This is a genomic window from Geobacillus sp. Y412MC52 (assembly GCF_000174795.2).
GTDB classification, from domain to species: domain Bacteria; phylum Bacillota; class Bacilli; order Bacillales; family Anoxybacillaceae; genus Geobacillus; species Geobacillus thermoleovorans.
This window is the reverse complement of the sequence record NC_014915.1, coordinates 3,539,101-3,563,797: the sequence shown is the minus strand read 5'-3', so window position 1 is coordinate 3,563,797 and position 24,697 is coordinate 3,539,101. Positions and strand designations below refer to the sequence as shown.

Genomic DNA, 24,697 nt, shown 5'->3' with positions numbered 1-24,697 from the left:
CGTTCTTCGAGCCCTTTTCGACCATGTTCATGGTAACGTTTTACCCAAAGTCTGATCGTTTTCGTGCAGGGAATCCCTATAACTCTTGTCATATCCGCTTATATTCCCATCCTTCTTCGATGTACATCTGGACAGCCCTCCATTTAAACTCCAGGGAATAGGTGGTCTTCCCTTTCGGTGTTTGCTTGGTCTCGAACATAAACAAATCCCTCCAGTGTTTTTACTGACAGTATGGGCATTTTCCCAACTGTCTACACTAGAGGGATAATATCAAGCGAGAAGGGCTCCTTTTTCATCCGGACAACTTCTCCAGCCTCGCGCACAACTCATGCTGCCACTCAACGTCGCCGGTCATGCTGGCCAGTAGCGACAGCTTTTTGAGTTTCGCGATCTCCATACTCTCTTGACATTGACAGAATCGTTTGGTGAAGATTTGGATGTTTTGAAGAAAAATAAACCCGCCTCGACATGGGCGGGTTTTTTCTGTCAATCCAAATACTTCTCGCATAACGATACGAACTTTCCATCTGACTTTAGCCCTTCCAAAATGCTTCTCAACATTGCACTTCTTTTGGGAAGCTGCTTCTCGAACTCTGCCACAAATGTGTCCTTGTCCCACTGTGATTGGCCAGCGTGATAAAACAGCTTTTCCAGGCGTTCCAACTCGTCGGCAGTAAAGCCAGTGGTTAAGGCCAGAATCGCAAAGCTTTTGTGCTCCTTGTTCACCATATCTAAGAGTAACGTAATTGCGTCGGTGGCTAGACTCAATTTTGCTTCAAGATCCTTGATTCTTTCCTCGTTCATAGCACCCTCCTTGTATTATAGTAATACCCAGTCTACGAATTTTGAAATGACCCAACCAACCTGGAGTCAGTCAAGACTTTGTGGAGAACATTTTTTCGGTTCACTACGGGCGTTGTCAATCACTAGTTAGCGAACCATTTTCAGGAATTAATATCGTAAGCGCTTTCGGACTCTCATCCCTCATCTTGAGGCGATGATACGATATTCCATTTTTTTACACCCAACCACCATCCCGGAGCGCCGACAACGCTTGATGGATCGGCGTCCCAGATGACTGTTGCAGACACGGTAGATTCTGACGCACCACATCCGCCCACAACCGTCCTGCCTTCCGTTTGGCCTGTTCGATCCGCTTGGACTTTGTTGAGGCCGAGACGGCCGACTGGGGCTCTTCTGCCTCCAACGGCCCCTTTCTCCACCGGATCCCGTCGATTCGGGCCACCATCGCTTTTAAAAACGCTCGAAGCCCTTGGTCTTTCCAGCTGCGGCGGGATTTCACCCGATGCGCAAATCGGCTCATCACGCTCTCGGCGTGGCCCATCGGACGCATGCCGGTCGTCTCCACCCCTTGCTCCGACAGCCACTCCCGGTAGTCCCGGATGCATCCCGGCATCGACTCGATCCGGCGGATCATGGCAGCCATCTGCTTCTCTTTCGCTTCGTCCTCCAACGTGCCGATGGCGCTGTTCAGCTCCACGAGAAGCCCTTCTTCGTCTTGTTTCGCCAGCTTCTTCCGCACTTCCCGCCAACGCGGATGGCCGGACAGACACTGACGCAGCTCCCGCGCCACATGAAATCGATCCAGCTGAAAGCACGCCCGCTTCCCAAAATACTCCCGGCAGGCCGTGATCCACGACGCCGCGTCGCCGTTGATGATCAACAAGTCCCGGCACGGATCATAGGCATATTCCTTCATCAGCCACTCCTCGAACCGTTCCCACACGTCCCCTGTCCCTTCATGGAGGTAGTGGCGTCGGTTCACCAGCTTGAGCTGCGACCCGTTTCGTCTCCATCCCTCGTGAACCGCCAGGATTTTCTCTTCTTTCGCCCGTTTTCCTTTCCCCTGGCGGGAAATGAACAGTCCATCGGCCTCCACAAACAGCACTCGGCCATGCCGTTTGGAAACAGGGCGGTGCAGCGAGACAGGGGCCTCGAGCACCAACTGGCGAATCGCCTCGTGGCTGAGAACCGCATACCCCACGATTGACTCGAGTGTGCGAGCTGCTTTGCGGTAGGAAGAGCACTCGACGGCCAACTCGACCGCCGTTTCCTCGAGGCAAGGGCTGATCGATTGGGCTCCATCAAAGCCCAGTTCGGCATCCAGCAAGAAGGTATAGTTCCCCGTTTGCCGGTCATAGTAGTAGTTCCGTCGGAACGTCACTTCCCCAAACAGCGTTTGGATCGTAGTCGGCCGTTTGTCTTTCAGCTGATGCCGGCGCTTGTCCCGCGCTTCCGCCAGTTGTTGATCGATCTCCTCCAAAAGGGCCGCCAACAAGACAGCGAACACCTTTTGAAGAGTTCTGACTAATTGCTCCTCCAGCTCTTTTAATAAAGGCCATTCTGTGGTAAGATGTTTCATGGACTCTCTCCCTCCTGTTTTCGGTTGGTTTGCCAATCACCATCATAGCAGGGAGAGAGTCCTTTTTGCATGACATTTGCTTGTTCTACCGCGCTTCGCTTGGTGGCCCCGACGAGCGTCGCGAACAAAAGTTCGCAACCCTCGTCGGGGAATCATTCCGGAATGCCCCCCACAAATATTTTACTCACACACCAACCTGTCTCGCTGTACTCAGTGGTACTCCCAGATCATATAACATATAACGCCCCGATAACTTGATCTTGAATGATTTGGATAGAAAGGTCTTTCCAAGAAGCTATGGTCCGCAAGGTATCAGCAATATTATCGGCATATTCCCTGATAGTATCTGCTACCTTTTTACTGCCGTAGTCCTCAACAAAGTCGAGCAATTTTTTAATGGCTTGCGATTCCAGCATGTCTGCTAACGTCAATAATGGAACGATGGATGGAACCCGATGTTGGTGTCTGATCCTGATTATCTCAAGGCTTCGAGCTGATTTTTCGCAAAAATTATCAACCGTATAGTGCACAGGCCAATGATTTTCTTTTATAATGAATATGTCTTGACACTAATAATGACAGGAGGATACACATGAACGAACCGACGATTTCCCAGCGCAAGCTGTTAGGCATTGCCGGTCTCGGTTGGCTGTTTGACGCGATGGATGTCGGCATGTTGTCGTTTTTGATGGCGGCCTTGCAAAAAGACTGGAATTTGACGGCCAGCCAAGTCGGCTGGATCGGCAGCGTCAACTCGATCGGCATGGCGGTCGGAGCGCTCGTGTTCGGGCTGCTCGCCGACCGGATCGGCCGGAAAAATGTTTTCATTGTCACATTGTTATTATTCTCGATCGGCAGCGGGCTGTCGGCGCTGACGACGACGTTGGCGGCGTTTTTGGCGCTCCGCTTTTTGATCGGCATGGGGCTTGGCGGCGAGCTGCCGGTCGCGTCAACGCTCGTTTCGGAGGCGGTGCCGGCTGCCGACCGCGGCCGGGTTGTCGTGCTGCTTGAGAGCTTTTGGGCCGGCGGGTGGCTGATGGCGGCGCTCATTTCCTATTTTGTCATTCCAGCTTACGGCTGGCGGACGGCGTTATGGCTGGCGGCGATTCCAGCGCTGTATGCGATCTATTTGCGCCTCCGCCTGCCCGATTCGCCGCGGTTTGCGGCCGCGCAAAAAGAGGAGACGGTGTGGAGCAATATCGTCAAAGTATGGTCCGCTCCCCATCGGAAAGAGACGGTCATGCTTTGGTTGCTTTGGTTTTGCGTCGTCTTTTCGTATTACGGCATGTTTTTATGGCTGCCGAGCGTCATGGTGATGAAAGGGTTTAGTTTAATTAAAAGCTTTGAATATGTGCTCATCATGACGCTGGCGCAATTGCCCGGCTATTTCAGCGCCGCATGGCTGATCGAGCGGGCGGGGCGGAAATTTGTCTTGGTCACGTACTTGCTTGGCACAGCATTGAGCGCTTACTTTTTCGGCACGGCCGAGTCGCTCGTCGGGCTGATGGCATCCGGTATTTTCTTGTCGTTTTTCAACCTCGGCGCTTGGGGAGCGTTGTATGCGTATACGCCGGAGCAGTATCCGACGTCGATTCGTGCGACCGGCGCCGGCATGGCGGCGGCGTTTGGCCGCATCGGCGGCATTTTTGGCCCACTGTTGGTCGGCTCGCTTGTCGCCCAAGGGGTGTCGGTGACGGCCATTTTCACGCTGTTTTGTCTATCGGTCCTTGTCGCCGTTTTGGCGGTCGCGGTGTTGGGCAGCGAGACGAAGCAGCAGGAGCTTGCATGAGTAAAATCGTTGTAAGGGACATTCTAAGGCAGATCTCTAATGAGAGTTGCGGACTTTGGTTCGTGGTGCTCGTTAGGGGAGGCAGGACGAAATTGACAAACAAACGGCAGGGGCGGTACCTTAAGGGTAAGCCCCTTTTTTGATTGGCCAAGCTTTTGGTGGGTGTGCGCATCGACGCCCGCGGACGCCAAGGGGAAAGCCAGTGCGAGAGGCGGTGAATCAATCTTGCGTCCGTCCGTGTCCGTGGTTATTCCGACGTACAATCGCCCGTATCCGCTTGCCGAGCTGCTCGAGTCGTTAAGCCGGCAGACGTACAAGCCGTTTGAGGTCATTATCGTCAATGATGGCGGCGTCCCGGTTCATGATGTCGTCGCCTTGTACCCGGAGCTTGACATCCGTCTCATCGACCGCCGCGACAACGAAGGACATGTCGCGGTCCGCAACGTAGGCGTCAAGGCGGCGCGTGGCGAACTCATCATGCTTTGCGACGACGATGACTTAGTGTTGCCGTGCCATCTCGAGCGGATGGCCGCGGCGCTCGAGCATGCGGACTTCGCCTATGCCGATGCGGAAATTGTCCAGTATCGGGTGGAAAACGATCAGCGCGTCCCATCCGCCCGTTTTTTATTTGCCTATGAGTATGATTTGGAAGCGATGCGGACGTTTTCGACGTACGTCCCGTCTGGAAGCGTGTATCGAAAATCGCTCCATGACGAGATCGGCTGCTTTGACCCGACTGTCCACCATTATTGGGATTGGGACTTCTTTTTGCGCGCCGCCTCTGTTTGTCGCGTCACGCGTGTCGCGGCGGCGACGGTCTTGTATGCGTTCAGCCCGGACGGCGACAACGTGTCGCGACATATGAGCGACAAGCGGCGGCATTACTTGCGGCGGCTTTGCGAGAAGCATGGGCTCGGCGACTTGCCGGTGAAAAACTTTTGGCTCTTGCTTGACGAGCCGGAAGTCGCGAAGCGCCGGGCGAAAAGCGAAGTCATTTGGAACGGTCAGCCGATCGTGTCGCGGTTTTGGATGCAAAAAAAGGCAGGATGGCGTTGACAAAAGGTTTTGGGGTTTGCTATGATAATGGACAAAATCATATATGGATCGCGATGACGGATCAATAGTAGTTAACCCTCTCTTCCCAAGCGAGCCGGGGACGGTGGAAGCCCGGCGAAGATGGTTAATGAAACGGCAGTCCGGAGCGGAAATGGCAAAAAGGGGATGCGTGATTTGCGCATCAACTAGGGTGGAACCGCGGGAGCTACGCTCTCGTCCCTAGGCGTCAGGCCTAGGGGCGAGGGCGTTTTTGATTGGTGGACATCACATTGAAGGAGGATGAACACGATGGCTGTCACAATGGAAGAAATCGTCGCACATGCCAAGCATCGCGGCTTCGTTTTTCCGGGGTCGGAAATTTACGGCGGGCTGGCGAACACGTGGGATTACGGCCCGCTTGGCGTTGAGCTGAAAAACAACATTAAACGGGCGTGGTGGAAAAAATTCGTCCAAGAGTCGCCGTACAACGTCGGGCTCGACGCCGCCATTTTAATGAACCCGAGAACGTGGGAAGCGTCCGGCCACTTAGGCAACTTCAACGATCCGATGGTCGACTGCAAACAGTGCAAAGCGCGTCATCGCGCCGATAAGTTGATTGAGAAGGCGCTCGAGGAAAAAGGGATCGAGATGATCGTCGACGGTTTGCCGCTTGCCAAAATGGATGAACTCATCAAGGAATACGACATCGCCTGCCCGGAATGCGGCAGCCGCGATTTCACGAACGTGCGCCAGTTCAACTTAATGTTTAAAACGTACCAAGGCGTCACCGAGTCGAGCGCCAACGAAATTTATTTGCGCCCAGAGACAGCGCAAGGCATTTTCGTCAACTTCAAAAACGTCCAGCGCACGATGCGGAAAAAGCTGCCGTTTGGCATCGCGCAAATCGGCAAAAGTTTTCGCAATGAAATTACGCCGGGCAACTTTACGTTCCGCACGCGCGAATTTGAACAGATGGAGCTCGAGTTTTTCTGCAAACCGGGCGAAGAGCTGCAATGGCTTGAGTATTGGAAGCAGTTTTGCAAGGAGTGGCTGCTGTCGCTTGGCATGAAGGAGGACAACATCCGCCTGCGCGACCATGCGAAGGAAGAATTGTCCCACTACAGCAACGCCACGACTGACATCGAGTACCATTTCCCGTTCGGCTGGGGCGAGCTGTGGGGCATCGCGTCGCGCACTGATTACGACTTAAAGCGGCATATGGAATACTCGGGCGAGGACTTCCATTATCTCGACCAAGAAACGAACGAACGCTACATCCCGTATTGCATTGAGCCGTCGCTTGGCGCCGACCGCGTCACGCTTGCGTTTATGATCGACGCCTATGACGAAGAAGAGCTGGAAGACGGCACGACCCGGACGGTGATGCATTTGCATCCGGCGCTTGCGCCGTACAAAGCGGCTGTCTTGCCGTTGTCGAAAAAGCTCGCTGACGGAGCGCGCCGCATTTATGAAGAGCTGGCGAAACATTTCATGGTCGACTATGACGAAACCGGCTCGATCGGCAAGCGGTATCGCCGCCAAGATGAAATCGGCACGCCGTTTTGCATCACGTACGATTTCGAGTCTGAACAAGACGGCCAAGTGACCGTGCGCGACCGCGACACGATGGAACAAGTGCGGCTGCCGATAGGGGAGCTTAAAGCCTTTTTAGAGGAAAAGATCACGTTTTGATGAAGTGAACGCCGGGGCATTGACGACCTCCGGCGTTTTTTAAGAACATGTATGGAAACGGAATCGCTTTTTTAGGGAAAATTTCAAAAAATAGCTGAATGTTCTCTGTATATAATGGTAAAATAGGAGTGTAGACTAGTTCCTGCATCCTGCATGGGTCAAGGGGGTCAACCATGATGGAAGGAAAACCGATCTACTACGATGGAAGCGGCCATCTGCCTGGCAGTGATGAAAACGCTGTCAAAAGCGAACCGTTTACACTCACCGATGAGATACGAAAACAAATCAGCGGCAACCCGTTTGTCGTGGAACAAAGCGAGTAAAATTGCCTTGGAGAAAGGCAATTTTTTTTGCGGTCAAATTGTTTGCCAAGCGTTTCGGACCTTTATATAATTATCTTTTGTTGGAGATATTTGAATTCAAAACAATTGTATGCCGCTTGGACAAAGCGCAAACACTAATTGCTAAGATCATCACGAAAGGGAGTATGCATGATGACGAAAGTATTGTACATCACCGCCCATCCTCATGACGACACGCAGTCTTACAGCATGGCGGTCGGAAAGGCGTTCATTGAGACGTACAAACAAGTGCATCCGGACCATGAGGTGATCCATCTCGATTTATATAAAGAATACATTCCGGAAATCGACGTCGACGTGTTCAGCGGCTGGGGCAAACTTCGCTCCGGGAAATCGTTTGAAGAGCTGTCTGACGAAGAAAAAGCGAAAGTCGGGCGGATGAACGAGCTGTGCGAGCAGTTTATTTCCGCCGACAAATATGTATTCGTCACGCCGATGTGGAACTTTTCGTTCCCGCCGGTGTTAAAGGCGTATATTGACGCCGTGGCGGTCGCCGGCAAGACGTTTAAATATACGGAACAAGGGCCGGTCGGATTGCTGACCGATAAAAAGGCGCTCCACATCCAGGCGCGCGGCGGTTTTTATTCTGAGGGCCCGGCGGCGGAGATGGAGATGGGGCATCGGTACTTAAGCGTCATTATGCAATTTTTCGGTGTTCCGTCGTTTGAAGGACTGTTTGTCGAAGGGCATGCGGCGATGCCGGAAAAGGCGGAAGAAATCAAAGCGAACGCCATAGCCCGGGCGAAAGACTTGGCGCACACGTTTTAACAGGAGGCCGAGTATTGCGCGGGAAATGGCCGCAAACTTGGCTTGGGAGCCTCTTCATTCGGAGAGGCTCTTTTTTTGTTGGACAACCAAACGGTCGTGACGTTCATATACGCTGGCGGGGGGCCGTATGGTATAGCCTGATCAATAAAGTCCCTATTTCTTCGTGAGAAATTTTCCTCGATAAATACATAAAACCCCAGCACCGAAGTACTGGGGCAAAAACCATGAATTCCCCGCTGACGGGGTGAAATGGCCTGCGACGCGGCAGGCAACTTATCATTAGGTTATGATTCTCTTGGCGATAATATGCAAAGAGAGGAACCATTTAGGCTCCTCTCCGTTGTAAAAACAAACGGATCCACGTTTTTTCACGTGTGAAATGGTCTGTGACGAGACAGACAACTTATTTTGTACTCTAAGTATAGAAAAAACCTAGGGAAATGTCAATACGTCATAAATACGTCGTCAATACATTGTAAATACGTTATAGGTCAAATACCCATTTTACACGGTTCATAATCTTATTTAAGTCATCCTCGTTTATATTGCCGATATGTTGCTTTAATCGTACTTTGTTTACGGTCGTTAATTCTTCTACCTTTACCGCGGAAGTCTGAGCTAAAAAAGGATAAACTTCCTTTCGAAGAAAGTAATGTGTCTTTAAACGAGGCACTACTTTGGTTTTCCCTTTCCGATCTGTAACGGTTTTGGTTTTTAATTTTGTAGATAAAGGAGCTACCTTAACGTTTCCGGATGTGCGGTTAATCCAGTCGTTGGAAAGAACAAGCACCGGCCGCTCTCCGTTTTGTTCTGTGCCGATATTTTCCCCGAGTTCACAAGTGAAAATAGCTCCTCGTATGATCGGGCGCTTCATCTGCGTTTGCTCATTCTCAATCCATTCGTTTGCTAAAGCAATCTTCTTTGGATGCCATTCATCTAGTTTTACCTTTTTGTCCACTTTTTTTAAACGTAATCGTTCGCGTTGAATAGCATCTGATTCCATTTTATTCCCCCCTTTCCCTTCGTTTTATACCGCCACGCTCATGATTGTATCACATCTTGTCCTTAAAGTTCGGCCACGCTGCAATATTTTTTTGCGCTATACATTCCCATTATTTTGTCGTTGCAGGATATCTCCCACCACCAATAGAATGGTATTTGTCGAAGGGCATGCGGCGATGCCGGAAAAGGCGGAAGAAATAAAAGCGAACGCCATCGCCCGAGCGAAAGACTTGGCGCACACGTTTTAACAGGAGGCCGAGTATTGCGCGGGAAATGGCCGCAAACTTGGTTTGGGAGCCTCTTCATTCGGAGAGGCTCTTTTTTTATTGGACAACCAAACGGTCGTGACGTTCATATACGCTGGCGGGGGGCCGTATGGTATAATAAGCCATATAGAATGAAGAGTGGAGGTTCCCCGTTGGTGAATGAATACGAACGATATGGCCTAGTGCGTCTGCACAGCGCGATGGCCGTGCTGGCGGCCGGAATGTTTGTCTTGCTTCTGTTTGCGGCCGGCCGGCTGCCTGTTTCGCTCGAATTCTATCATTCTATTCATCTTTCTTTAGGGCTCGCCGTGATGGTCGTTTGCTGGCTCGTCGCCGTGCAAGGGTGGGCCGTGTTTCCGCATACGTTGTCGCTGGAGCGGCTTATGATGGGAGCGCTGTTTTTCTCCTCAGGCTTGTTGTTTTCGTTGCACGTTGTCCTGTCTTTTGCGTCTGACGGCGCGGAGGCGCCGCTCTTTTCGCTCGCGGCCCGATTGACGCTCGCCTGGGGGCTTCTTTTTCTGTTTTCGCGCCGCGATGAGGTGATGGAGCGGAGGAGCGGGCAACGGTGGCAAGCGTTTTTCGCCGCTTTTGCCTATGCGGCGGTCGTTGGGCTATTCATCCATTGGGTAGCGCCGCTTTGGCCGGGAGACGGGACAAGCCGATGGCCGTTCTGGTGGAAGGCCGGCGAGGGAATGATCGGGTTGCTCGATGCGGGCGCCGCTTTGCTTGTATGGCGCCGTTGGCGGCAAGGGAGTTCCCGATCCTTCCTGTACTGGCTCCTGGCGTTATGGTTGTTTGCCCTCGGCCAATGGCTGCTCATGCTTGGCGGCGGCCATGTGTTGTGGGGGCAGCTGTATGAAATGGCTGGATTTTTGTATATCGTGCGTGCGATGTACGTCGAGACGGTCGAAAAACCGTACGTGGAGCTGAAACAGCACGAACAGCAACTGGAAATGATGGCGAACGCCCTTGGCGAGGGATTGATGATGTTAAACCGAGACGGCCGGATTGTTTGGATGAACCCGGAAGCCGGCCGTTTGCTTGGCCTTGATCCGGAGAAAGCGAAAGGCAAGCCGCTGTTTTCGTTTGTCTCGCTCGCGGGGCCAGACGGCGACAAGTGGGATTGGAAGCAGCTGCGCCGCGTCGTCAAACGGCTGAAAAGCGGCGAGGTGATTCGCGTCGAGGAGGAGCCGTTTCGCCGCCGCGACGGCGTCTGCCTGCCAGTCGGTTATACGCTGGCGCCGGTGTTGGAAAACGGTGCGCTGGCGGGGCTTGTCGCCGTCTTGCGCGACATGACGGAGAAAAAAGAGAAAGAGCGGCTTGAGCGTGAACGCGAACAACTCGACTTTGAACTGTCGCTTGCCGCAAATATGCAGCGGTCGCTTTTGCAGACATCTTCGAAAGTGAACTTGCCTTCGTACATCGACATCGGTGTCCTCAGCGTCCCTGCCCGAGTGTTGAGCGGCGATTTTTATCACTTTGCTGTCCATCAAACATCGGTGTCCGTCGGCATTGCTGATGTATCGGGAAAAGGCATTCCAGCGGCGATGCTCATGACGCTGATGAAATTTATTCTGGACCGGACCGTCCATTACGGAACGCAGCCGCACGTGTATCTTGACCTGCTGAACCGATTCGCCTGCGACTACACCGAGCCGTCGATGTTTGTCACGATGTTTGTCGGCAATTACAACGAAAAAACGCATACGTTCTCGTACGCGTGCGCTGGACACGAACCGGCGCTTTGGTATCGGGCGAAAACGAAGCAATGCGTGCCGCTAGGCGCCAAAGGCTGCGCGCTCGGCTTGTTTCCGCAATTTTCATTTGAGACCAAATCGGTTGTGCTCGAACCAGGCGATTTTGTGCTGCTGTACACCGACGGGGTGACGGAAAAGCGTACTGAAGAGGCGGACGATGACTTTTCCGTTCTCGCCGCGATGGTCGCCCGCGTCAACCTTGATCAGCCGGCGCCGGAGATCGTGCGCGAGTTGTACGAGCATATTCAAGCGTATCATCAATACGAACAAAAAGATGACCAGACGTTGTTGCTGCTGCGCCGCCGCTAGCATGGGCAGTTCGACCGCTTGATGCGTCCGGCGGCGCGATGTTTGACCGTTATGGCGAATAGGCGGCGAGCTGCCGCTTCAATTTCGCGATGGCCCGCTTTTGAATGCGGCTGATTGTCATTTGCGAGACGCCGAGCCTCTCGGCTAACGAGCGCTGCGTTTCCCCGCGCCGGAAGATGGCGTCGATGACGATTTGTTCTTGCTCGCTCAGTTTGCCAATCGCCTGCTCTAAATCCATTCGCTCGATCAGTGACTCGATTTCGTTCGCTTCATCAGCGACGAATTCACCGATCGTCGTCGCATCCTTTTCCCCGTCTTGCACCGGGGCATCGAGCGAAACGGCTTGGTAATGGTCCCGTCCGGCCAAAATTTCGATCGTTTCTTCGACCGATAAGCCTAAGTGGCCGGCGATCTCATCGATCGTCGGCGAACGCTCGAGCTTGACCGTCAGCTCATCGATCGCCTGCTGCACTTTGCTTCCTTTTTCTTTCACCTTGCGCGGCACTTGGATGTACCATGCTTTGTCGCGCAAATAGTTTTTCATATAGCCGATCAAGCTTTTCATGGCGTATGACTCAAAGCTTGTTCCTTGTTTAGGGTCGTAATGGTCAAGGAGACGCAAAAACGACAGCCGTCCGATTTGAAACAAGTCTTCGTAAAAGTCAGGGCGGCTGCGCGCCATTTTTTTCGCTGCGGCCGCAATGAGCGGCTCGAAGCGCACGAGCAAGGCGGTCGCCGCTTCTTCCGTTTTTGTTTGTTGATAGGCGGAAATGAGGGCGTCAAGCTTGCTCTTGGACAGAGGAGGGGGATATACAGTCATGGGCATGCTCTCCTTCGCCGCGATGGCGGAATTTCGTCAGGCGGACTTCCGTTCCGCCCTTTGTGGTGACGGTGACATCGTCCATGAGCGCTTCCATCAAAAACAGGCCGAGGCCGCCAGCTTTGACGTCTTCAAGCGGCTTTGCGGACAGGGGCGCTGCTTGTTTGGCCACCCGTTTGTAATCAAACCCTTTGCCCTCGTCTTTAATGATGATCGAAAGCGCATCGGCGCGCATCTCAAAGAGAAGATGAATGACGCCACCCCTTCCGTTGTACGCATGCAAAACAGCGTTGTTGCACGCTTCTGAGACGGCCACTTTCATATCTTCAATCTCTTCATAGGAAAACCCCATCTTGGCGGCCAGCCCGTATAGCGTCAAACGCGCGACATCGATAAACTGCGCATGAGCTGGAATCGACAGCTGTACGACGGTTTCATGCTCTTTCATGATTGGCCCCCGATCCTTTCTGTCGTCTGATCCATTTCCGAAAAGAAGTAAGATACACCTGTTAAATCGAACAAACGTTTCACTTTTGGCGGCACATTTTCAATCATAAACGGCGCTTCTTGTTTTTTGCGTGTTTTCAGCAGTGCGACAAACATCCCGATGCCGGTGCTGTCGATATACGACAATTCTTCAAGGCGGATGACAAGCGGTTTTGATGCGTCATGAGCAAGCGGTTCGACGGCGCGTTGAAACTGTTCGGCCGTCGCTAGATCAAGCTCCCCTTTTATGTATACAACATGCCGATCCGGCTGTTCATCATGCACGATATGAAATCGTTTCCTGTCCATAGCCGTTCACCTCACATAATCAATGAGTTAGCTGGATGATGGTACGGGAAGGTTGTCCACCTTGCAATGTTTACACTACTATACCCATATTTTATACTATATGAAACAGGAAAGGGCAGGGGAACGCGATGTTCACAAAGTGGAAAGAATGGGCAAGGGTGCTGAAACGAGACATATTCGTCTTGTATTCTGCGGTTCGCGACCGGCGCGTTTCCATCTGGCTGCGGCTGTTTATGCTGGTCGTTGTGGCGTATGCGTTCAGTCCGATCGATTTGATTCCCGATTTCGTTCCGGTTCTTGGGTATATCGATGATTTGCTGCTGGTGCCACTCGGTATTTACTTGGCGCTGAAATGGCTGCCTAAGGACATTGTCGCCGAACATCGGGCGCGGGCGGAAGAGCTTGCCAAGCACGGCAAACCGACGAATTGGGCCGCTGGGGTGCTGATCATTTTTTTATACGTGCTGCTTGGCGCTTGGCTGCTCCGCTGGTTGATTTCGTGGACATTTTGATTTTCTCTTCAATATTTTGATGGCTGCGGCAGGGGATTGGCGCATTTCCTGTTGGGGAAACAGGTTTCGCTATGGTTGCCTCAATCTGAACATTCACTTCGCTTTGACGCTGGTGTCTTTTTGGCTACAATGATAAAAGGGAAAAAGCCGATGGCAAAGGAGTTGCTCGCAATGCCGATTCTCAAAAACGACTGGGCTCCGCTGCTTGAAGAGGAGTTTCAAAAACCATACTACTTGAAGCTGCGCGAATTTTTGAAAGTAGAGTACCGAACGCGGACGATCTATCCCGATATGCACGATATTTTCAACGCCCTTCATTATACACCGTATGCAAACGTCAAAGTCGTGCTGCTCGGGCAAGATCCGTACCACGGCCCGGGACAGGCGCACGGGCTTAGTTTTTCCGTCAAGCCGGGCGTGCCGGTGCCGCCGTCTTTGGTGAACATTTTTAAAGAGCTGCATGATGACCTTGGCTGCTATATACCAGATAACGGCTATCTCGTGAAATGGGCCGAGCAAGGGGTGTTATTGTTAAACACGGTGCTGACCGTCCGCCGCGGCCAGGCGAACTCCCACCGCGGCAAAGGGTGGGAACAATTCACCGACCGCGTCATTGAACTCGTCAATGAAAAAGACGATCCGGTCGTCTTTTTGCTTTGGGGCCGGAACGCTCAGGAGAAAAAAGAACGGATTACGAATCCGCGCCATCTGATTATTGAAGCGCCGCACCCGAGCCCGTTTTCCGCCGCGCGCGGCTTTTTCGGCCATCGCCCGTTTTCGCGGACGAACGCGTTTTTGATGAAATGCGGACGCGAACCGATCGACTGGCAAATCGAAAACATCGGCGTCCGCGCTGAATAAGGAGGGGAGAATGATGTCCATCTCGTTTGCGGCCGTTATCGCCAAGATGGAAGATGAGCTGCGGAAAGCGAGGTCCACGAACGACCTGCAGCGGGTGCGTGAACACGTCGCCGCCATTCACGTTTTATGCGATTTGATGTTGGAAGCAACAAGCCATCCGCAGCCGTCCGCTTCGTCTGCCGCAGCCGGGCCGCTTGTCGTCGGCGGGCCGATTTCGGTTGCTGGCGGGCTTTCGCTTGGAGCCGTTTCTGTCGGGGGACGCTCCCCTGACATTGACGATGAGGCGAACGGGGAGTCGTTGCTGGATTTCTGAGAGTGGGACAGCGAATCCCCGCGGAACGGCCTTCTCCACGGGGATTCTTGATCAACAGAACTCCTTTAAACCGCTTGTCCTTGTTTGCGCCAAAGAACAAGAAGCGGTTCTCCGGCTTGGATGCGGGTCTTGTCGGTGGCGCTCCAATCCGTATGTTCTGTCAAGTTCGTTATGACAATAGGAGTAACGGTTTTCAATCCGGCTTCATGAATTTTTTCCATGTTAAACTCAATGAGCAATTGCCCTTTTTCCACACGCGTTCCTTTCTCAACATAGGCGGTAAACCATTTCCCTTCCAGTTGAACAGTGTTCATGCCGACGTGGATTAAAATTTCAGTTCCCTCATCAGACGTGATGCCGATCGCATGGTTTGTCGGAAACAGCGCGGTGACCGTGCCGGATACAGGTGCGAATAACCGGCCTTCCGCCGGTTCGATGGCGACTCCTTGGCCGAGCGCGCCGGATGAAAACGCAGCGTCTTCAATGATGGATAATGGTTTGACTTCCCCTGTCAGCGGGCTGGCGATCACTTCCCCGCCGGATTGAACCCGTTCGGATTTTGCTGTCCGGCCATCCAACGGTTGGGAAGGCGTGTGCTCCGTTGTTTTTTGTCTCCCGAACAATAACGTTAAGATAAAGCCGAGGGCGAATGCGACTATAATGGCAATGATGAAGCCCCAAAAACCGAGCGTCATGCCTTGTTTCGGATCGATAAAGGACGGGATGACGAAAATGCCGAGTCCACCGAGCATATATATTTTAGAATTAAAGACTCCAACGATTGCTCCGCCGATAGCAGCGGCGATGCAGCTGATGATAAACGGCTTTTTCAGTGGCAGCGTCACACCGTAAATGGCCGGTTCGGTAACGCCGAAGACGCCGGAAATAAACGCTGGGATGCTAAGCGTTTTCAATTTTTGTTGTTTCGTCATTAGCATAACAGCCAATACCGCACCGATTTGGGCAAATGATGGAACGGACGCCACTGCTAAAATTGGGTCTTGGCCAAGTGTGCTCAAATTGTTAATGCCAATCGGGACAAGTCCCCAATGAAGCCCGAAGATGACAAGTACTTGCCAAAGGCCTCCTAGGAACAAACCGGCGACAATAGGTGACAGATGATAGGCCGCGAGCGTCGCCTGGCCCAGCAGCTTCCCAGCCCATGTCGCCACCGGCCCGATCACTAAAAAGGTTAATGGTACGACGATCAACAACGTGAAAAATGGGACTAAAAACGTTTTGACGACATCCGGAGTCACTTTCTTCAATCCGTTTTCAACTTTGGCCGCAAAATACGAAGCTAAGATAATGGGAATCACTGATGATGAGTACGTCATTAAAATGACCGGAATCCCTAAAAATGTAATATAAATGGGCGACTCAAACATTGTTCCAGCAAACAATGTATATAACGCTTTGCCGCTTGTTAACCCACTTAATGCCGGATAGACGAGTGCGGCGCCGATCGCCATCCCGATAAACGGTGTGCCGCCAAACTTTTGGCTCGCTGTATAACCAAGAAAAATGGGGAAGAAATAAAACAGCGCATCACCAATCGCGTATAAAATATGATACGTTCCCGATGACGGATCGAGCCAACCGAGCGAGACGAATAACGCGATAAGCCCTTTAATCATCCCGGTTGCGGCCAAGACGCCAAGCGTTGGGGCAAAAATGCCAGAAACGATATCGATAAAGCGGTTAAAAAGATTTTGTTTCTTTTCTTCTTGAGCAGGCATGGGCGCGGATGACTGGAATCCGCCAACCGCGACAACCGCTTTGTATACTTCTGGAACATGGTTTCCAATTACGACTTGGTATTGGCCGCCGCTTTTCATGACGGTGACGACGCCATCCAAGTTTTTCAGCGCTTCTGTATCCGCTTTTGTTTCATCTTTTAATTTGAAGCGCAGGCGAGTAACACAATGAACGACGCTCATGACATTTTCTTTCCCGCCGACAAGATCGACAATCGTTTTTGCCAGTTGTTCGTATTTCATGCCGTTTCCCTCCTTAAAGTAGTAATTCGTGAGAGGAGACGCACAACAAGACGATGTTGTGCGATCCCTGACCAGCTTGTCCAAAATCTAACCGATCCGGATTAGTCGAGCTGTTCGCCGTTCGAGGAGATGACCCGTTGGTACCAATAAAAGCTTTGTTTGCGGATACGGCGCAAATCTTTCAAATCAAATTCGTCGCGGTTGACGTAAATGAACCCGTATCGTTTGCTGATGCCTTGGTGGGTGCTGACTAAGTCGATCGCCGACCACGGGCAGTAGCCGAACACGTCGACGCCGTCCGTGATGGCGAGGCGCATTTGTTCAATATGGTTGCGCAAAAAGTCGATCCGGTATGTGTCGTTCACGATATCCCCTTCTTCTAATCGATCGTAAGCTCCTAACCCGTTTTCGGTTACGATGAGCGGCAACCGGTAGCGCTCATAAATTTCCCGAAGCGTTGTTCGGAAGCCGATCGGGTCAATTTCCCAGCCGAAGTCGTTTTTCGGCAAGTTCGGGTTGGATGCGCCTTTGTATACGCCCGGTTCGCCAATTGTAATATGTTGGTCTCCCGTATGGCCGATATCGCTCTCATTCCCCACGCTGGCGGCTACTGTTTGTGACGTATAGTAGTTAAAAGCGATGAAATCCGGTTTCGCGTTTTGCAAGATGTCCATATCTCCGTCTGCAATCGTTGGGGTATAGCCTTTTTCTTCTAAATACGCCCACGCTGTCGGATTGTAGCGGCCGTAGACGGCCATATCTAAGTACAACCAGTTGCGAATCGCTGAATACGTGTTGGCGGCGAGCACATCTTCCGGCTTGGAGCTCGCCGGATAAATCGTCGCAATATTCGGCGCCGGCCCGATTTTTGCATCAGGAAGCATTTCGTGGCAAAGCGCCATCGCTTTGGCTTGGGCGACAAACATATGGTGGTTTTGCTGGTATAGCTCTTTTTTCGGGTTTTCGCTGTCGGGATCGACAATGCCAATGGCTTCCCCGTGAAGGATCATCATATTTTGCTCATTAATGGTCAACCAATACTTTACACGGTCGCCAAAATGTTCAAACAGCGTCCGGCAGTAGTTGACAAACGCATCGATAGTCGCACGGTTCGACCATCCGCCTTTCGTTTGCAAGGCGTACGGCAAATCGAAATGATAGATCGTCACGATCGGTTCGATGCCATGGCGGACAATCTCATTAATCAAGTTGTTGTAAAATTCCAATCCTTTTGGGTTCACTTCCCCTTCGCCGTTCGGATAAATGCGCGTCCAAGCGATGGAAAAGCGATACGCTTTAAACCCCATTTCTGCGAGCAAAGCGATATCTTCTTGATACCGGTGATAATGGTCGCTGGCGACTTTGAAATCGGTCGTTCCTTCCGGATGTTTGGCCATATCGATGACCGACGGCCCTTTTCCGTCTTCGTTCCATGCGCCTTCGACTTGGTAAGCAGACGTCGAACCGCCCCATAAAAACCCCGTTGGAAACGGTTTTAATTGAGTATACTTCATTAGCGGCTCCTCCTTTGTTTTTGTTGAATGAAAATAAAAAACCTAAATTGCCCGCCAAAAGCGCAGTAGGCCTGCGAAAAGATGGCGAGACAATTTAGGTTTTGCCTGCATGACCAGTAACAATCCTAATTGTCTGACTCATATTCATTTTCTGACTCCAGTTTAGCATGCGCTTTCATGGCTGTCAACATAGAATTAATGGCGGCGGATGACGCGGTCGATATGAATCGTTAAATACAGCTCCTCTTCCGCTGTCAACGTCCGAGCGTGCGTCTTTTGAATATAATCGTTAATTTTTTTCGTGCATTCGTATGCTTCACGGTATTTTTGCTTCACTAGCTGATACAAGTCATGTTCTTCATGATTGAGCAGCGTGTTCCCTAACAGCCGCTGGGCGAAAAATTTCAAATGGGTGAGAAAGCGGAAATAGTTGAGTGATTCTTCGTCAAGTTCGATTTTGAAATGGTACTTGACAATCGTCAAAATGTCTTGAATGATTTTCGTCATGGTGACGATATCGCCCATTTGTTCATTCAGCTCGGCGTTGACGATATGCATGGTAATAAACCCGGCTTCATCTTCTGGCAGCTCGATGCCAAGCCGGTCGCGGATGATCCGCAGCGCTTGCTGGCCAATTTGAAACTCTGGTTTGTAAATGCGTTTAATCTCCCAAAGCAAAGGATTGACAATTTGTATGCCTTGGCGGTGGCGTTCAATGGCAAAATGAATATGGTCGGTCAGTGAGATGTAAATAATATCGTTCAACTTTTTGTCCAGCTGTTCTTTGGCAGATTGAATGATCTCCTCTGTCACATGAACGTACTCAGGTGGCACTTCATACAACAGTTCTTTAAACTTGCTGATCATATCTTTGCTTTCCAATTTGAATATTTTCTCGATCTTTTCTTCATCAACGTCATCGCCAGGCCGCTTTTGAAAGGCGATTCCCCTGCCCATGATGACGAGTTCGCGGCCGTTTTCGATGACACTGATGACATTATTGTTAATGACTTTGGCAATTTTCATATGCCCCCCTGCCCTCCACATTTGGATGCTTGCCGGATGAAACGCATGTCCATTATCCTTATTTAGAAGAATTGACGATTTGCACAAGTTTGTCAATGGGTTTTTGTTGTATGATGCGACAAATGGTTTATCTCTTATCGCGTGTGAGTAAAATATTTGTGGGTGAAATCCAGGAAGGACCCCATAGCCATCAAGTTAAGAATTTGGACCTTTGTGCATTGTGAAAAATTATGGTATCCTTTCTAGCGAATACTGTTCGTTAGGGAGGCCGGAGTTCGACAGTCACTAGACCAACAAAATGCCTCTCGCCTCTTGATCCAAAAAAGGATCGGAGGCATTCGGACACACTTTGGGCGTGTATCTAGGCGCGAGGGCGGATGCCTAGAATCTTCGGAGGAGGCTCCAGCCCTAGAGCCCCAAGGAATAGGGCTTGTTTGGCCGTCAGTTCGGTTCGTTGATAAAGGTCATCGTTTTGGGAAGAAAAATGTCCAAGCATGAGACGTTCGCATTCGTCTCTGACTTTCGGCCACGATTCATGAATTAGGAGAAAGGAATCGCGAAATGCTTTTGGCCAGACGCTCCAAGACGGCGCGATCCACCTCGTCTTCGCGCCCAAACGAATAAATCACCTTCGCTTTCGCATATTTGGCCTTCGGATCCCATTCGTTGTGAGCAAGTTGGAGATACGCCACGGTCGTTCCGTCTTTGTTTTTGCGTGTGACTCGTCGTATGGACATGCCTATATGATAAACGATATTAGGCTTTTTTTATAAGGATAAATTGTCAAGTCGTGTGCCTATGAAATCCAGCTCTTTTTTCTAGGATCCGTATGGCGAAATCCTTGATATAACAGCATTTTGGCCATTTTCATTTGCCTAAAATGGCCTCAAAACTGTCGAACTCGGGGTTGAAACTCAAGGGAAAACCGTGAGTGTGGAGGATAAACTTTTGACAATACCAATGACTGGAAGAAGAGAATTTAATGGATTGGATTGTTGGCATCGCACTTGTCATCATTGTCTTCTTTTCAACCAATATGATTGAAAGAACACTAAAAGTGATAAAAGATCAGAATGATGTCATCATTGAGCTATTAAGAGAAATCAAAAACAAAATTTGAGGAGTGATTCACAAATCCTTCACAAATCCTTCACTCACTCCCCTTTCCGCTGTTAATTGTGATCAAAGGGTTCCTCGTTTATAATGAAAAAGGAAACTTCGACAAGAAAGGCGGATGAGTGATGAAACCGTTTATCATTCTCGGCGCGCTCAATGCGTTTTTAGCCGTCGCATTGGGAGCGTTTGGCGCGCACGGGCTTGAAGGGAAGATTCCGGATCGTTATTTGGAGATTTGGAAAACGGCGGTCCAATACCAGATGTTCCACGCATTAGGGCTGCTTGTTGTCGGATTGCTCGCTGGCAAGGCGCCAAATGTCGGGCTGATCGGTGCGGCGGGCTGGGTGATGTTCGCCGGCATCGTGTTGTTTTCCGGGAGCTTGTACGTATTAAGTGTAACGCAGATTAAGCCGCTTGGCGCGATCACTCCGTTTGGCGGCGTCGCTTTTTTGGTCGCCTGGGTGATGATCGGCTATGCGGCGTTGAAATGGCTGTAAGCGAAGCGCGGGCAAGGTGTACCCCGAACAGGAAATCACGCGCCGTCCCAATCATAGAAGGCGCCTTTTTTGTTTCGTTTGCCACCATGATAGACAACTGGGCGTCAGCAACTTGTGATGGCCGTCGCATCGGATGAAAAAAAGCAGGCTACCCTTAGGGCAGCCTGCTCATCGAACATCGGTTTTGCGCTTGCACTCAGCGCGGCGAATAGGAGGCGAGCGGCGTGGCGGAGGCACCGGCAAACGGATATTCGTAGGCGATTTCTCCTTCAAAGGTGACATAATCGACATAAATCATCGGAATTAAATAGCGCGTTCCTGTTTGTGGGTCGCTCAGGATAACATGATCGCGTCCGGCCGCTTCAATGACGCCGCGAAACACCTTGGCATTCCACTCACGGTTGTTTTCAAACGTTGCATAGACCGTCGCGATTTTTCCTTTGTTTAACCGCAAAATGTTTTCAATGTACGATTCTTCCATCGGCAGCATCCCTGGAATCGATGGGCCGGTGGTGGCCGGTCCGGCGGCGGTGGTTGGTGTCGGGGCCGTGAACGTCGGCGCCTGCAAACCGAACGTTGGGGCGGTTGTTGCCGGCGTCATCGTCGGGGCGGCAGCCGCTTGCGGATAGTAATAATACGGGTACGCCGCCGGATAGTACGGCTGCGGGTACGGGTAGCCGTATGGATGCGATGCATACGGTTGTTGACGTTGTTCTTCATCCAATGGATAAAAGTTGTTTTCTGTATAGTTGGACATAAAAAAACCTCCTCATATGAAAAGTTAGTAAACGCGCGGACAATCGGATGGAGTCGGCGCGAAGAAGCAGTGTGATTTGTAGCGGCCGACGTTCCATTGGTTGAACCATTGCGGCGGACATTCTTGGCCTTCAGGCGGCTTGAAAAACCAAAGGGCGTTTGTCGCTGGGTGGTAGCGCCAACCGCGAAGCACTTGACGCGCTAGGCCGATGTCCACTTCGCGCGCCCGTTGGTAAAAGTACCCTTTTTGCACCGCCTCAAAGCCGCCCGGGCTTTGAAACACCATTTGCCGGATAGAGCGGATGCCGCGGAAGTCAAGGCAGTCGGCGATGACGCGGTTGACGCCGACGTTGCCGACCATGAGCATCCCAAGCCTTCCGTCTCCCTCTGCTTCCGCCCGCATCAACCGGGCAAGCAGTTTCACATCCTCTTCTGTGTGAGCTACAACAGCCATATCGTCACCTCGGTTGTCATCAATGTCGACAGTAATAGGCTATTGATGGAGCGAGAAAATGGTGACAGGCGGACAAACGGTTTAAACGGAATTTCTGATTTATATGTATGGGGCGGTTGGGCTGTATATGACAGAAACAGGGGCGGTTGGCCAAAAAGGGGAATCAGATTACGAAATATTTTTTATCCTTTGGAGTTTGTGCGTCTGGAATTGGACGAAGCGAGGCAGCGGCTCTTGTTGGGCTTTTTTGAAACGTATGTGAAGCTATCGGAGGAAGAAGAGCAACAACTGCAAAGAGAGGTGGAAGAGATGGAAACAAAAGAAAAAGAGAAAGTGTTGGAGCTGATCATTTCCTATGAGCGAAAGGGAAGGAAAAAGCGATTGGAAGAAGGGATCGAACGTGGAATTCAACAAGGGATCAAACAAGGAATGAAACGGCTGATCCGTAACATGGCATGCAAAGGAATGACGGCGGAAGAAATCGCTCATTTGGTTGACCTTTCGGAGGAAGAAGTTCGCCGGTTGCTTGAAGAATAGGAAAATAAGCAAAGGGGCCCTGCCGCGTTTGGGCCCCTCTTTTTTATACATGGAAGAACGAAGAAACATTTTCCATCGGCAGCCGGATGCCGACGAAAAATGAGCCAAATTCGCCAAAGCGGGCGCTCACTTCGTCAAAGCGCATTTCATAGACGAGCTTTTTGAACTGGAGTGCATCATCCGAAAACAAGGTGACGCCCCATTCAAAATCATCCAAGCCGACGGAGCCGGTGATGATTTGCGTCACTTTGCCGGCGTATTTTCGGCCGGTCATGCCGTGGGCGCGCATGAGTTCGCGCCGCTGTTCCATCGACAACATGTACCAGTTGTCGTTGCCTTGGCGCCGCTTGTCCATCGGATAGAAGCAAATGTAGTTCGTTTTCGGCAAAATCGGATACAAACGGCGGCGCACCTCTGGAATTTGGTACGGATCTTCGCTGCCGGACGCCAAGTAGTTGCTCAACTCCACGACCGAAACGTACGAATACGCAGGTAATAAATAGTCGGCGAGTTTCGTTTTGTTAAGCGCTGTTTCGATTTCATGCAGCTCATCCAGCGTCGGCCGCAAAATCATGAACAAAATATCGGCTTTTTGCCCGACGATCGTGTAGACGGCATGGCTTCCTTGCTTCTCGCTTTCAGTCGTCTCCCATTGATCGACAAGCGCTAAAAACTCACTGATCGCTGCCTCGCGCTCTTCGTTCGGCAGTGTTTTCCACGCGCTCCAGTCGATCGTGCGGAAATCGTGCAAACAATACCAACCGTCCAACGTTTGGGCCGCTTCGCTCATCATCGTCACTCCTTATCAACAAATTGTACAGTATCACTATATCACAGTTTGCCCAAAAAAGCGGCTATCAGCGTATCAAAGTGGAAGTAGACTGAATTGTGGCAAAAGGTGAATTATTTGTTGTAAAGGCTTACCTGCGTTGCGTTTCTGGCGAGAAGCGGTATGCTTAATAGTGGAAATGGCTTGTGGATGCCGAAATGAGCCGGGCGTGCCTTAACCAGGGCGGGCTGGCCTAGCATAAGGAGGATTGGATCGTGACAACCGATTTATTTACGGCATTAAAAGCGAAAGTAACCGATACGGGTCGAAAAATCGTGTTTCCCGAGGGAACCGATGACCGCATCTTAACGGCGGCGAGCCGTTTGGCGACGGAGCAAGTGCTTCAGCCGATCGTCCTTGGCGATGAGCAAGCTGTGCGGGTGAAAGCGGCGGCGCTTGGCTTGCCGCTTGAAGGGGTGGAGATTGTCAACCCGCGCCGCTATGGCGGGTTTGATGAGCTGGTTTCGGCGTTTGTGGAGCGGCGCAAAGGGAAAGTGACAGAAGAAACGGCGCGCGAGTTGCTTTTCGATGAAAACTATTTCGGTACGATGCTCGTTTATACGGGAGCGGCCGACGGCCTCGTCAGCGGGGCGGCACATTCGACGGCGGATACGGTCCGACCAGCCTTGCAAATCATTAAAACGAAGCCAGGCGTTCGCAAAACGTCCGGCGTGTTCATCATGGTGCGCGGCGACGAAAAATATGTGTTTGCCGATTGCGCCATCAACATTGCTCCTAACAGCCAAGATTTGGCTGAAATCGCGGTCGAGAGCGCCCGGACGGCAAAAATGTTCGGCCTTAAGCCGCGCGTGGCGCTGTTAAGCTTTTCCACGAAAGGGTCGGCCTCGTCGCCGGAGACGGAAAAAGTCGTTGAGGCGGTGCGGTTGGCGAAAGAAATGGCGCCGGATCTGATCCTTGACGGTGAGTTTCAATTTGACGCCGCGTTTGTGCCAGAGGTGGCGAAAAAGAAAGCGCCGGACTCGGTCATTCAAGGGGACGCAAATGTCTTTATTTTCCCGAGCCTTGAGGCGGGCAACATCGGCTACAAAATCGCCCAGCGCCTTGGCGGCTTTGAAGCGGTCGGCCCGATTTTGCAAGGGCTGAACAAGCCGGTGAACGACCTATCGCGCGGCTGCAGCGCCGAAGACGCCTACAAGCTCGCGCTCATCACCGCTGCCCAGTCGCTTGGGGAGTGACGGGGCTGCCGCTCGATAAAAACGAGGGAGGCATGCGCCCCTTGTCCTTTTTGCGCCATTTGCTAATGGCGATTATGTTATAATGAATAGAGTTGGAATGATCTATGC

Annotated in this window: 26 protein-coding genes and 3 pseudogenes; 14 read left to right on the top strand and 15 right to left on the bottom strand. The window is 51.5% G+C overall.

What is annotated here, in order from left to right; all coding sequences use genetic code 11:
- Window positions 1–292 precede the first annotated feature (292 nt).
- The 4 genes from GYMC52_RS20435 to GYMC52_RS19530 form a co-directional block, all read right to left on the bottom strand.
- Window positions 293–355, bottom strand: coding sequence for a DUF7667 family protein (locus GYMC52_RS20435; protein ID WP_420867691.1), 63 nt, complete (start codon window positions 353–355; stop codon window positions 293–295).
- Between the two features lie 131 nt (window positions 356–486).
- A complete protein-coding gene (locus GYMC52_RS17615; protein WP_013524852.1) occupies window positions 487–804 on the bottom strand; it encodes a hypothetical protein in 318 nt (105 codons plus the stop codon).
- Window positions 805–1,018: 214 nt separating this feature from the next.
- Window positions 1,019–2,383 carry an ISLre2-like element ISGsp5 family transposase gene (locus GYMC52_RS17610; RefSeq protein WP_013524851.1) on the bottom strand — a complete coding sequence of 455 codons (1,365 nt, stop codon included), beginning with the start codon at window positions 2,381–2,383 and terminating at the stop codon, window positions 1,019–1,021.
- Between the two features lie 227 nt (window positions 2,384–2,610).
- Window positions 2,611–2,799 carry a hypothetical protein gene (locus tag GYMC52_RS19530; RefSeq protein ID WP_144319753.1) on the bottom strand — a complete coding sequence of 63 codons (189 nt, stop codon included), beginning with the start codon at window positions 2,797–2,799 and terminating at the stop codon, window positions 2,611–2,613.
- Between the two features lie 176 nt (window positions 2,800–2,975).
- On the opposite strand from GYMC52_RS19530, the gene GYMC52_RS17600 reads away from it, so the two are divergent.
- The 5 genes from GYMC52_RS17600 (at window position 2,976) to GYMC52_RS17585 (ending at window position 8,029) form a co-directional block, all read left to right on the top strand.
- Window positions 2,976–4,172, top strand: a complete 1,197-nt coding sequence (locus GYMC52_RS17600) for an MFS transporter (RefSeq protein ID WP_013524850.1) — start codon at window positions 2,976–2,978, stop codon at window positions 4,170–4,172.
- A gap of 225 nt (window positions 4,173–4,397) precedes the next feature.
- Window positions 4,398–5,228: a glycosyltransferase family 2 protein gene (locus tag GYMC52_RS17595; protein WP_013146664.1), complete on the top strand. Its 831-nt coding sequence runs from the start codon at window positions 4,398–4,400 to the stop codon at window positions 5,226–5,228.
- A gap of 288 nt (window positions 5,229–5,516) precedes the next feature.
- Window positions 5,517–6,899, top strand: coding sequence for a glycine--tRNA ligase (locus tag GYMC52_RS17590; protein WP_013524848.1), 1,383 nt, complete (start codon window positions 5,517–5,519; stop codon window positions 6,897–6,899).
- Window positions 6,900–7,072: 173 nt separating this feature from the next.
- The gene (locus tag GYMC52_RS19860; protein ID WP_013146662.1) at window positions 7,073–7,222 is read left to right on the top strand and encodes a hypothetical protein; all 150 of its coding nucleotides are present in this window, start codon (window positions 7,073–7,075) and stop codon (window positions 7,220–7,222) included.
- Window positions 7,223–7,393: 171 nt separating this feature from the next.
- Window positions 7,394–8,029, top strand: coding sequence for an FMN-dependent NADH-azoreductase (locus tag GYMC52_RS17585; RefSeq protein WP_013524847.1), 636 nt, complete (start codon window positions 7,394–7,396; stop codon window positions 8,027–8,029).
- A gap of 484 nt (window positions 8,030–8,513) precedes the next feature.
- Here GYMC52_RS17585 and GYMC52_RS17580 read toward each other — a convergent pair whose 3' ends face one another.
- Window positions 8,514–9,032: a type II toxin-antitoxin system PemK/MazF family toxin gene (locus tag GYMC52_RS17580; RefSeq protein ID WP_013146659.1), complete on the bottom strand. Its 519-nt coding sequence runs from the start codon at window positions 9,030–9,032 to the stop codon at window positions 8,514–8,516.
- 151 nt (window positions 9,033–9,183) lie between these two features.
- Between GYMC52_RS17580 and GYMC52_RS20110 the strand changes: the two are divergent.
- Both GYMC52_RS20110 and GYMC52_RS17575 read left to right on the top strand, forming a co-directional pair.
- Window positions 9,184–9,279 (top strand): annotated as a pseudogene (locus tag GYMC52_RS20110) (FMN-dependent NADH-azoreductase); the annotation flags it as partial.
- A gap of 173 nt (window positions 9,280–9,452) precedes the next feature.
- Complete coding sequence (locus GYMC52_RS17575) at window positions 9,453–11,363, top strand: SpoIIE family protein phosphatase (protein ID WP_013524846.1); 1,911 nt, start codon at window positions 9,453–9,455, stop codon at window positions 11,361–11,363.
- A gap of 49 nt (window positions 11,364–11,412) precedes the next feature.
- Here GYMC52_RS17575 and GYMC52_RS17570 read toward each other — a convergent pair whose 3' ends face one another.
- From GYMC52_RS17570 to GYMC52_RS17560, 3 genes are read right to left on the bottom strand one after another with little or no spacing between them, the layout of a single operon-like run.
- The gene (locus GYMC52_RS17570) at window positions 11,413–12,183 is read right to left on the bottom strand and encodes a sigma-70 family RNA polymerase sigma factor (RefSeq protein ID WP_013524845.1); all 771 of its coding nucleotides are present in this window, start codon (window positions 12,181–12,183) and stop codon (window positions 11,413–11,415) included.
- The gene (gene rsbW / locus GYMC52_RS17565) at window positions 12,143–12,631 is read right to left on the bottom strand and encodes an anti-sigma B factor RsbW (protein WP_013524844.1); all 489 of its coding nucleotides are present in this window, start codon (window positions 12,629–12,631) and stop codon (window positions 12,143–12,145) included. Before rsbW ends, GYMC52_RS17570 begins: the two co-directional genes overlap by 41 nt.
- A complete protein-coding gene (locus tag GYMC52_RS17560; RefSeq protein WP_013146655.1) occupies window positions 12,628–12,978 on the bottom strand; it encodes an STAS domain-containing protein in 351 nt (116 codons plus the stop codon). Before GYMC52_RS17560 ends, rsbW begins: the two co-directional genes overlap by 4 nt.
- A 128-nt stretch (window positions 12,979–13,106) precedes the next feature.
- Here GYMC52_RS17560 and GYMC52_RS17555 point away from each other — a divergent pair, with 128 nt between their 5' ends.
- The 3 genes from GYMC52_RS17555 to GYMC52_RS17545 all read left to right on the top strand — a co-directional run bounded on the left by GYMC52_RS17555 (window position 13,107) and on the right by GYMC52_RS17545 (window position 14,664).
- Complete coding sequence (locus GYMC52_RS17555; protein ID WP_013524843.1) at window positions 13,107–13,490, top strand: YkvA family protein; 384 nt, start codon at window positions 13,107–13,109, stop codon at window positions 13,488–13,490.
- 171 nt (window positions 13,491–13,661) lie between these two features.
- Window positions 13,662–14,351: a uracil-DNA glycosylase gene (locus tag GYMC52_RS17550; RefSeq protein WP_013524842.1), complete on the top strand. Its 690-nt coding sequence runs from the start codon at window positions 13,662–13,664 to the stop codon at window positions 14,349–14,351.
- Window positions 14,352–14,364: 13 nt separating this feature from the next.
- Window positions 14,365–14,664, top strand: coding sequence for a YwdI family protein (locus GYMC52_RS17545; RefSeq protein WP_013524841.1), 300 nt, complete (start codon window positions 14,365–14,367; stop codon window positions 14,662–14,664).
- A gap of 65 nt (window positions 14,665–14,729) precedes the next feature.
- Here GYMC52_RS17545 and GYMC52_RS17540 read toward each other — a convergent pair whose 3' ends face one another.
- The 4 genes and pseudogenes from GYMC52_RS17540 to GYMC52_RS19525 form a co-directional block, all read right to left on the bottom strand.
- Window positions 14,730–16,664 (bottom strand): beta-glucoside-specific PTS transporter subunit IIABC, encoded by a 1,935-nt coding sequence (locus GYMC52_RS17540; protein WP_013524840.1) that lies wholly within the window; start codon window positions 16,662–16,664, stop codon window positions 14,730–14,732.
- A 101-nt stretch (window positions 16,665–16,765) separates the two neighbouring features.
- Window positions 16,766–18,178: a glycoside hydrolase family 1 protein gene (locus GYMC52_RS17535; protein ID WP_013524839.1), complete on the bottom strand. Its 1,413-nt coding sequence runs from the start codon at window positions 18,176–18,178 to the stop codon at window positions 16,766–16,768.
- Window positions 18,179–18,373: 195 nt separating this feature from the next.
- Window positions 18,374–19,204 carry a BglG family transcription antiterminator LicT gene (gene licT / locus GYMC52_RS17530; protein ID WP_013524838.1) on the bottom strand — a complete coding sequence of 277 codons (831 nt, stop codon included), beginning with the start codon at window positions 19,202–19,204 and terminating at the stop codon, window positions 18,374–18,376.
- Window positions 19,205–19,746: 542 nt separating this feature from the next.
- A pseudogene (locus GYMC52_RS19525) lies at window positions 19,747–19,941 on the bottom strand (IS1634 family transposase); the annotation flags it as partial.
- Between the two features lie 245 nt (window positions 19,942–20,186).
- Here GYMC52_RS19525 and GYMC52_RS19855 point away from each other — a divergent pair.
- Together GYMC52_RS19855 and GYMC52_RS17525 are read left to right on the top strand one after the other, a co-directional pair.
- Window positions 20,187–20,324 (top strand): hypothetical protein, encoded by a 138-nt coding sequence (locus GYMC52_RS19855; RefSeq protein WP_013524837.1) that lies wholly within the window; start codon window positions 20,187–20,189, stop codon window positions 20,322–20,324.
- A 121-nt stretch (window positions 20,325–20,445) separates the two neighbouring features.
- A complete protein-coding gene (locus tag GYMC52_RS17525) occupies window positions 20,446–20,817 on the top strand; it encodes a DUF423 domain-containing protein (protein ID WP_013524836.1) in 372 nt (123 codons plus the stop codon).
- A gap of 196 nt (window positions 20,818–21,013) precedes the next feature.
- Here the strand turns inward: GYMC52_RS17525 and gerQ are convergent, their stop codons facing one another.
- Together gerQ and GYMC52_RS17515 are read right to left on the bottom strand one after the other, a co-directional pair.
- On the bottom strand, window positions 21,014–21,574 hold the full coding sequence (gerQ, locus tag GYMC52_RS17520; RefSeq protein WP_013524835.1) for a spore coat protein GerQ: 561 nt from the start codon (window positions 21,572–21,574) through the stop codon (window positions 21,014–21,016).
- A gap of 24 nt (window positions 21,575–21,598) precedes the next feature.
- Window positions 21,599–22,027 (bottom strand): cell wall hydrolase, encoded by a 429-nt coding sequence (locus GYMC52_RS17515; protein ID WP_013524834.1) that lies wholly within the window; start codon window positions 22,025–22,027, stop codon window positions 21,599–21,601.
- A gap of 198 nt (window positions 22,028–22,225) precedes the next feature.
- Here GYMC52_RS17515 and GYMC52_RS17510 point away from each other — a divergent pair.
- Window positions 22,226–22,564, top strand: a pseudogene (locus GYMC52_RS17510) (DUF4351 domain-containing protein); the annotation flags it as partial.
- A gap of 43 nt (window positions 22,565–22,607) precedes the next feature.
- Here the strand turns inward: GYMC52_RS17510 and hemQ are convergent.
- Window positions 22,608–23,354, bottom strand: coding sequence for a hydrogen peroxide-dependent heme synthase (gene hemQ / locus GYMC52_RS17505; RefSeq protein WP_013524832.1), 747 nt, complete (start codon window positions 23,352–23,354; stop codon window positions 22,608–22,610).
- A gap of 254 nt (window positions 23,355–23,608) precedes the next feature.
- Here hemQ and pta point away from each other — a divergent pair, with 254 nt between their 5' ends.
- Window positions 23,609–24,589 carry a phosphate acetyltransferase gene (pta, locus tag GYMC52_RS17500; protein ID WP_013524831.1) on the top strand — a complete coding sequence of 327 codons (981 nt, stop codon included), beginning with the start codon at window positions 23,609–23,611 and terminating at the stop codon, window positions 24,587–24,589.
- The last annotated feature ends 108 nt before the right edge of the window (window positions 24,590–24,697 follow it).

Excerpts from the sequence above, each read along its gene's own strand:
- GYMC52_RS17615 (WP_013524852.1), bottom strand. The coding sequence starts at position 804 with ATGAACGAGGAAAGAATCAAGGATCTTGAAGCAAAATTGAGTCTAGCC.
- GYMC52_RS17610 (WP_013524851.1), bottom strand. The coding sequence starts at position 2,383 with ATGAAACATCTTACCACAGAATGGCCTTTATTAAAAGAGCTGGAGGAG.
- GYMC52_RS19530 (WP_144319753.1), bottom strand. The coding sequence starts at position 2,799 with ATGCTGGAATCGCAAGCCATTAAAAAATTGCTCGACTTTGTTGAGGAC.
- GYMC52_RS17600 (WP_013524850.1), top strand. The coding sequence starts at position 2,976 with ATGAACGAACCGACGATTTCCCAGCGCAAGCTGTTAGGCATTGCCGGT.
- GYMC52_RS17590 (WP_013524848.1), top strand. The coding sequence starts at position 5,517 with ATGGCTGTCACAATGGAAGAAATCGTCGCACATGCCAAGCATCGCGGC.
- GYMC52_RS19860 (WP_013146662.1), top strand. The coding sequence starts at position 7,073 with ATGATGGAAGGAAAACCGATCTACTACGATGGAAGCGGCCATCTGCCT.
- GYMC52_RS17585 (WP_013524847.1), top strand. The coding sequence starts at position 7,394 with ATGACGAAAGTATTGTACATCACCGCCCATCCTCATGACGACACGCAG.
- GYMC52_RS17580 (WP_013146659.1), bottom strand. The coding sequence starts at position 9,032 with ATGGAATCAGATGCTATTCAACGCGAACGATTACGTTTAAAAAAAGTG.
- GYMC52_RS17570 (WP_013524845.1), bottom strand. The coding sequence starts at position 12,183 with ATGACTGTATATCCCCCTCCTCTGTCCAAGAGCAAGCTTGACGCCCTC.
- rsbW (WP_013524844.1), bottom strand. The coding sequence starts at position 12,631 with ATGAAAGAGCATGAAACCGTCGTACAGCTGTCGATTCCAGCTCATGCG.
- GYMC52_RS17560 (WP_013146655.1), bottom strand. The coding sequence starts at position 12,978 with ATGGACAGGAAACGATTTCATATCGTGCATGATGAACAGCCGGATCGG.
- GYMC52_RS17555 (WP_013524843.1), top strand. The coding sequence starts at position 13,107 with ATGTTCACAAAGTGGAAAGAATGGGCAAGGGTGCTGAAACGAGACATA.
- GYMC52_RS17550 (WP_013524842.1), top strand. The coding sequence starts at position 13,662 with ATGCCGATTCTCAAAAACGACTGGGCTCCGCTGCTTGAAGAGGAGTTT.
- GYMC52_RS17545 (WP_013524841.1), top strand. The coding sequence starts at position 14,365 with ATGTCCATCTCGTTTGCGGCCGTTATCGCCAAGATGGAAGATGAGCTG.
- GYMC52_RS17540 (WP_013524840.1), bottom strand. The coding sequence starts at position 16,664 with ATGAAATACGAACAACTGGCAAAAACGATTGTCGATCTTGTCGGCGGG.
- GYMC52_RS17535 (WP_013524839.1), bottom strand. The coding sequence starts at position 18,178 with ATGAAGTATACTCAATTAAAACCGTTTCCAACGGGGTTTTTATGGGGC.
- licT (WP_013524838.1), bottom strand. The coding sequence starts at position 19,204 with ATGAAAATTGCCAAAGTCATTAACAATAATGTCATCAGTGTCATCGAA.
- GYMC52_RS19855 (WP_013524837.1), top strand. The coding sequence starts at position 20,187 with ATGGATTGGATTGTTGGCATCGCACTTGTCATCATTGTCTTCTTTTCA.
- GYMC52_RS17525 (WP_013524836.1), top strand. The coding sequence starts at position 20,446 with ATGAAACCGTTTATCATTCTCGGCGCGCTCAATGCGTTTTTAGCCGTC.
- gerQ (WP_013524835.1), bottom strand. The coding sequence starts at position 21,574 with ATGTCCAACTATACAGAAAACAACTTTTATCCATTGGATGAAGAACAA.
- GYMC52_RS17515 (WP_013524834.1), bottom strand. The coding sequence starts at position 22,027 with ATGGCTGTTGTAGCTCACACAGAAGAGGATGTGAAACTGCTTGCCCGG.
- hemQ (WP_013524832.1), bottom strand. The coding sequence starts at position 23,354 with ATGAGCGAAGCGGCCCAAACGTTGGACGGTTGGTATTGTTTGCACGAT.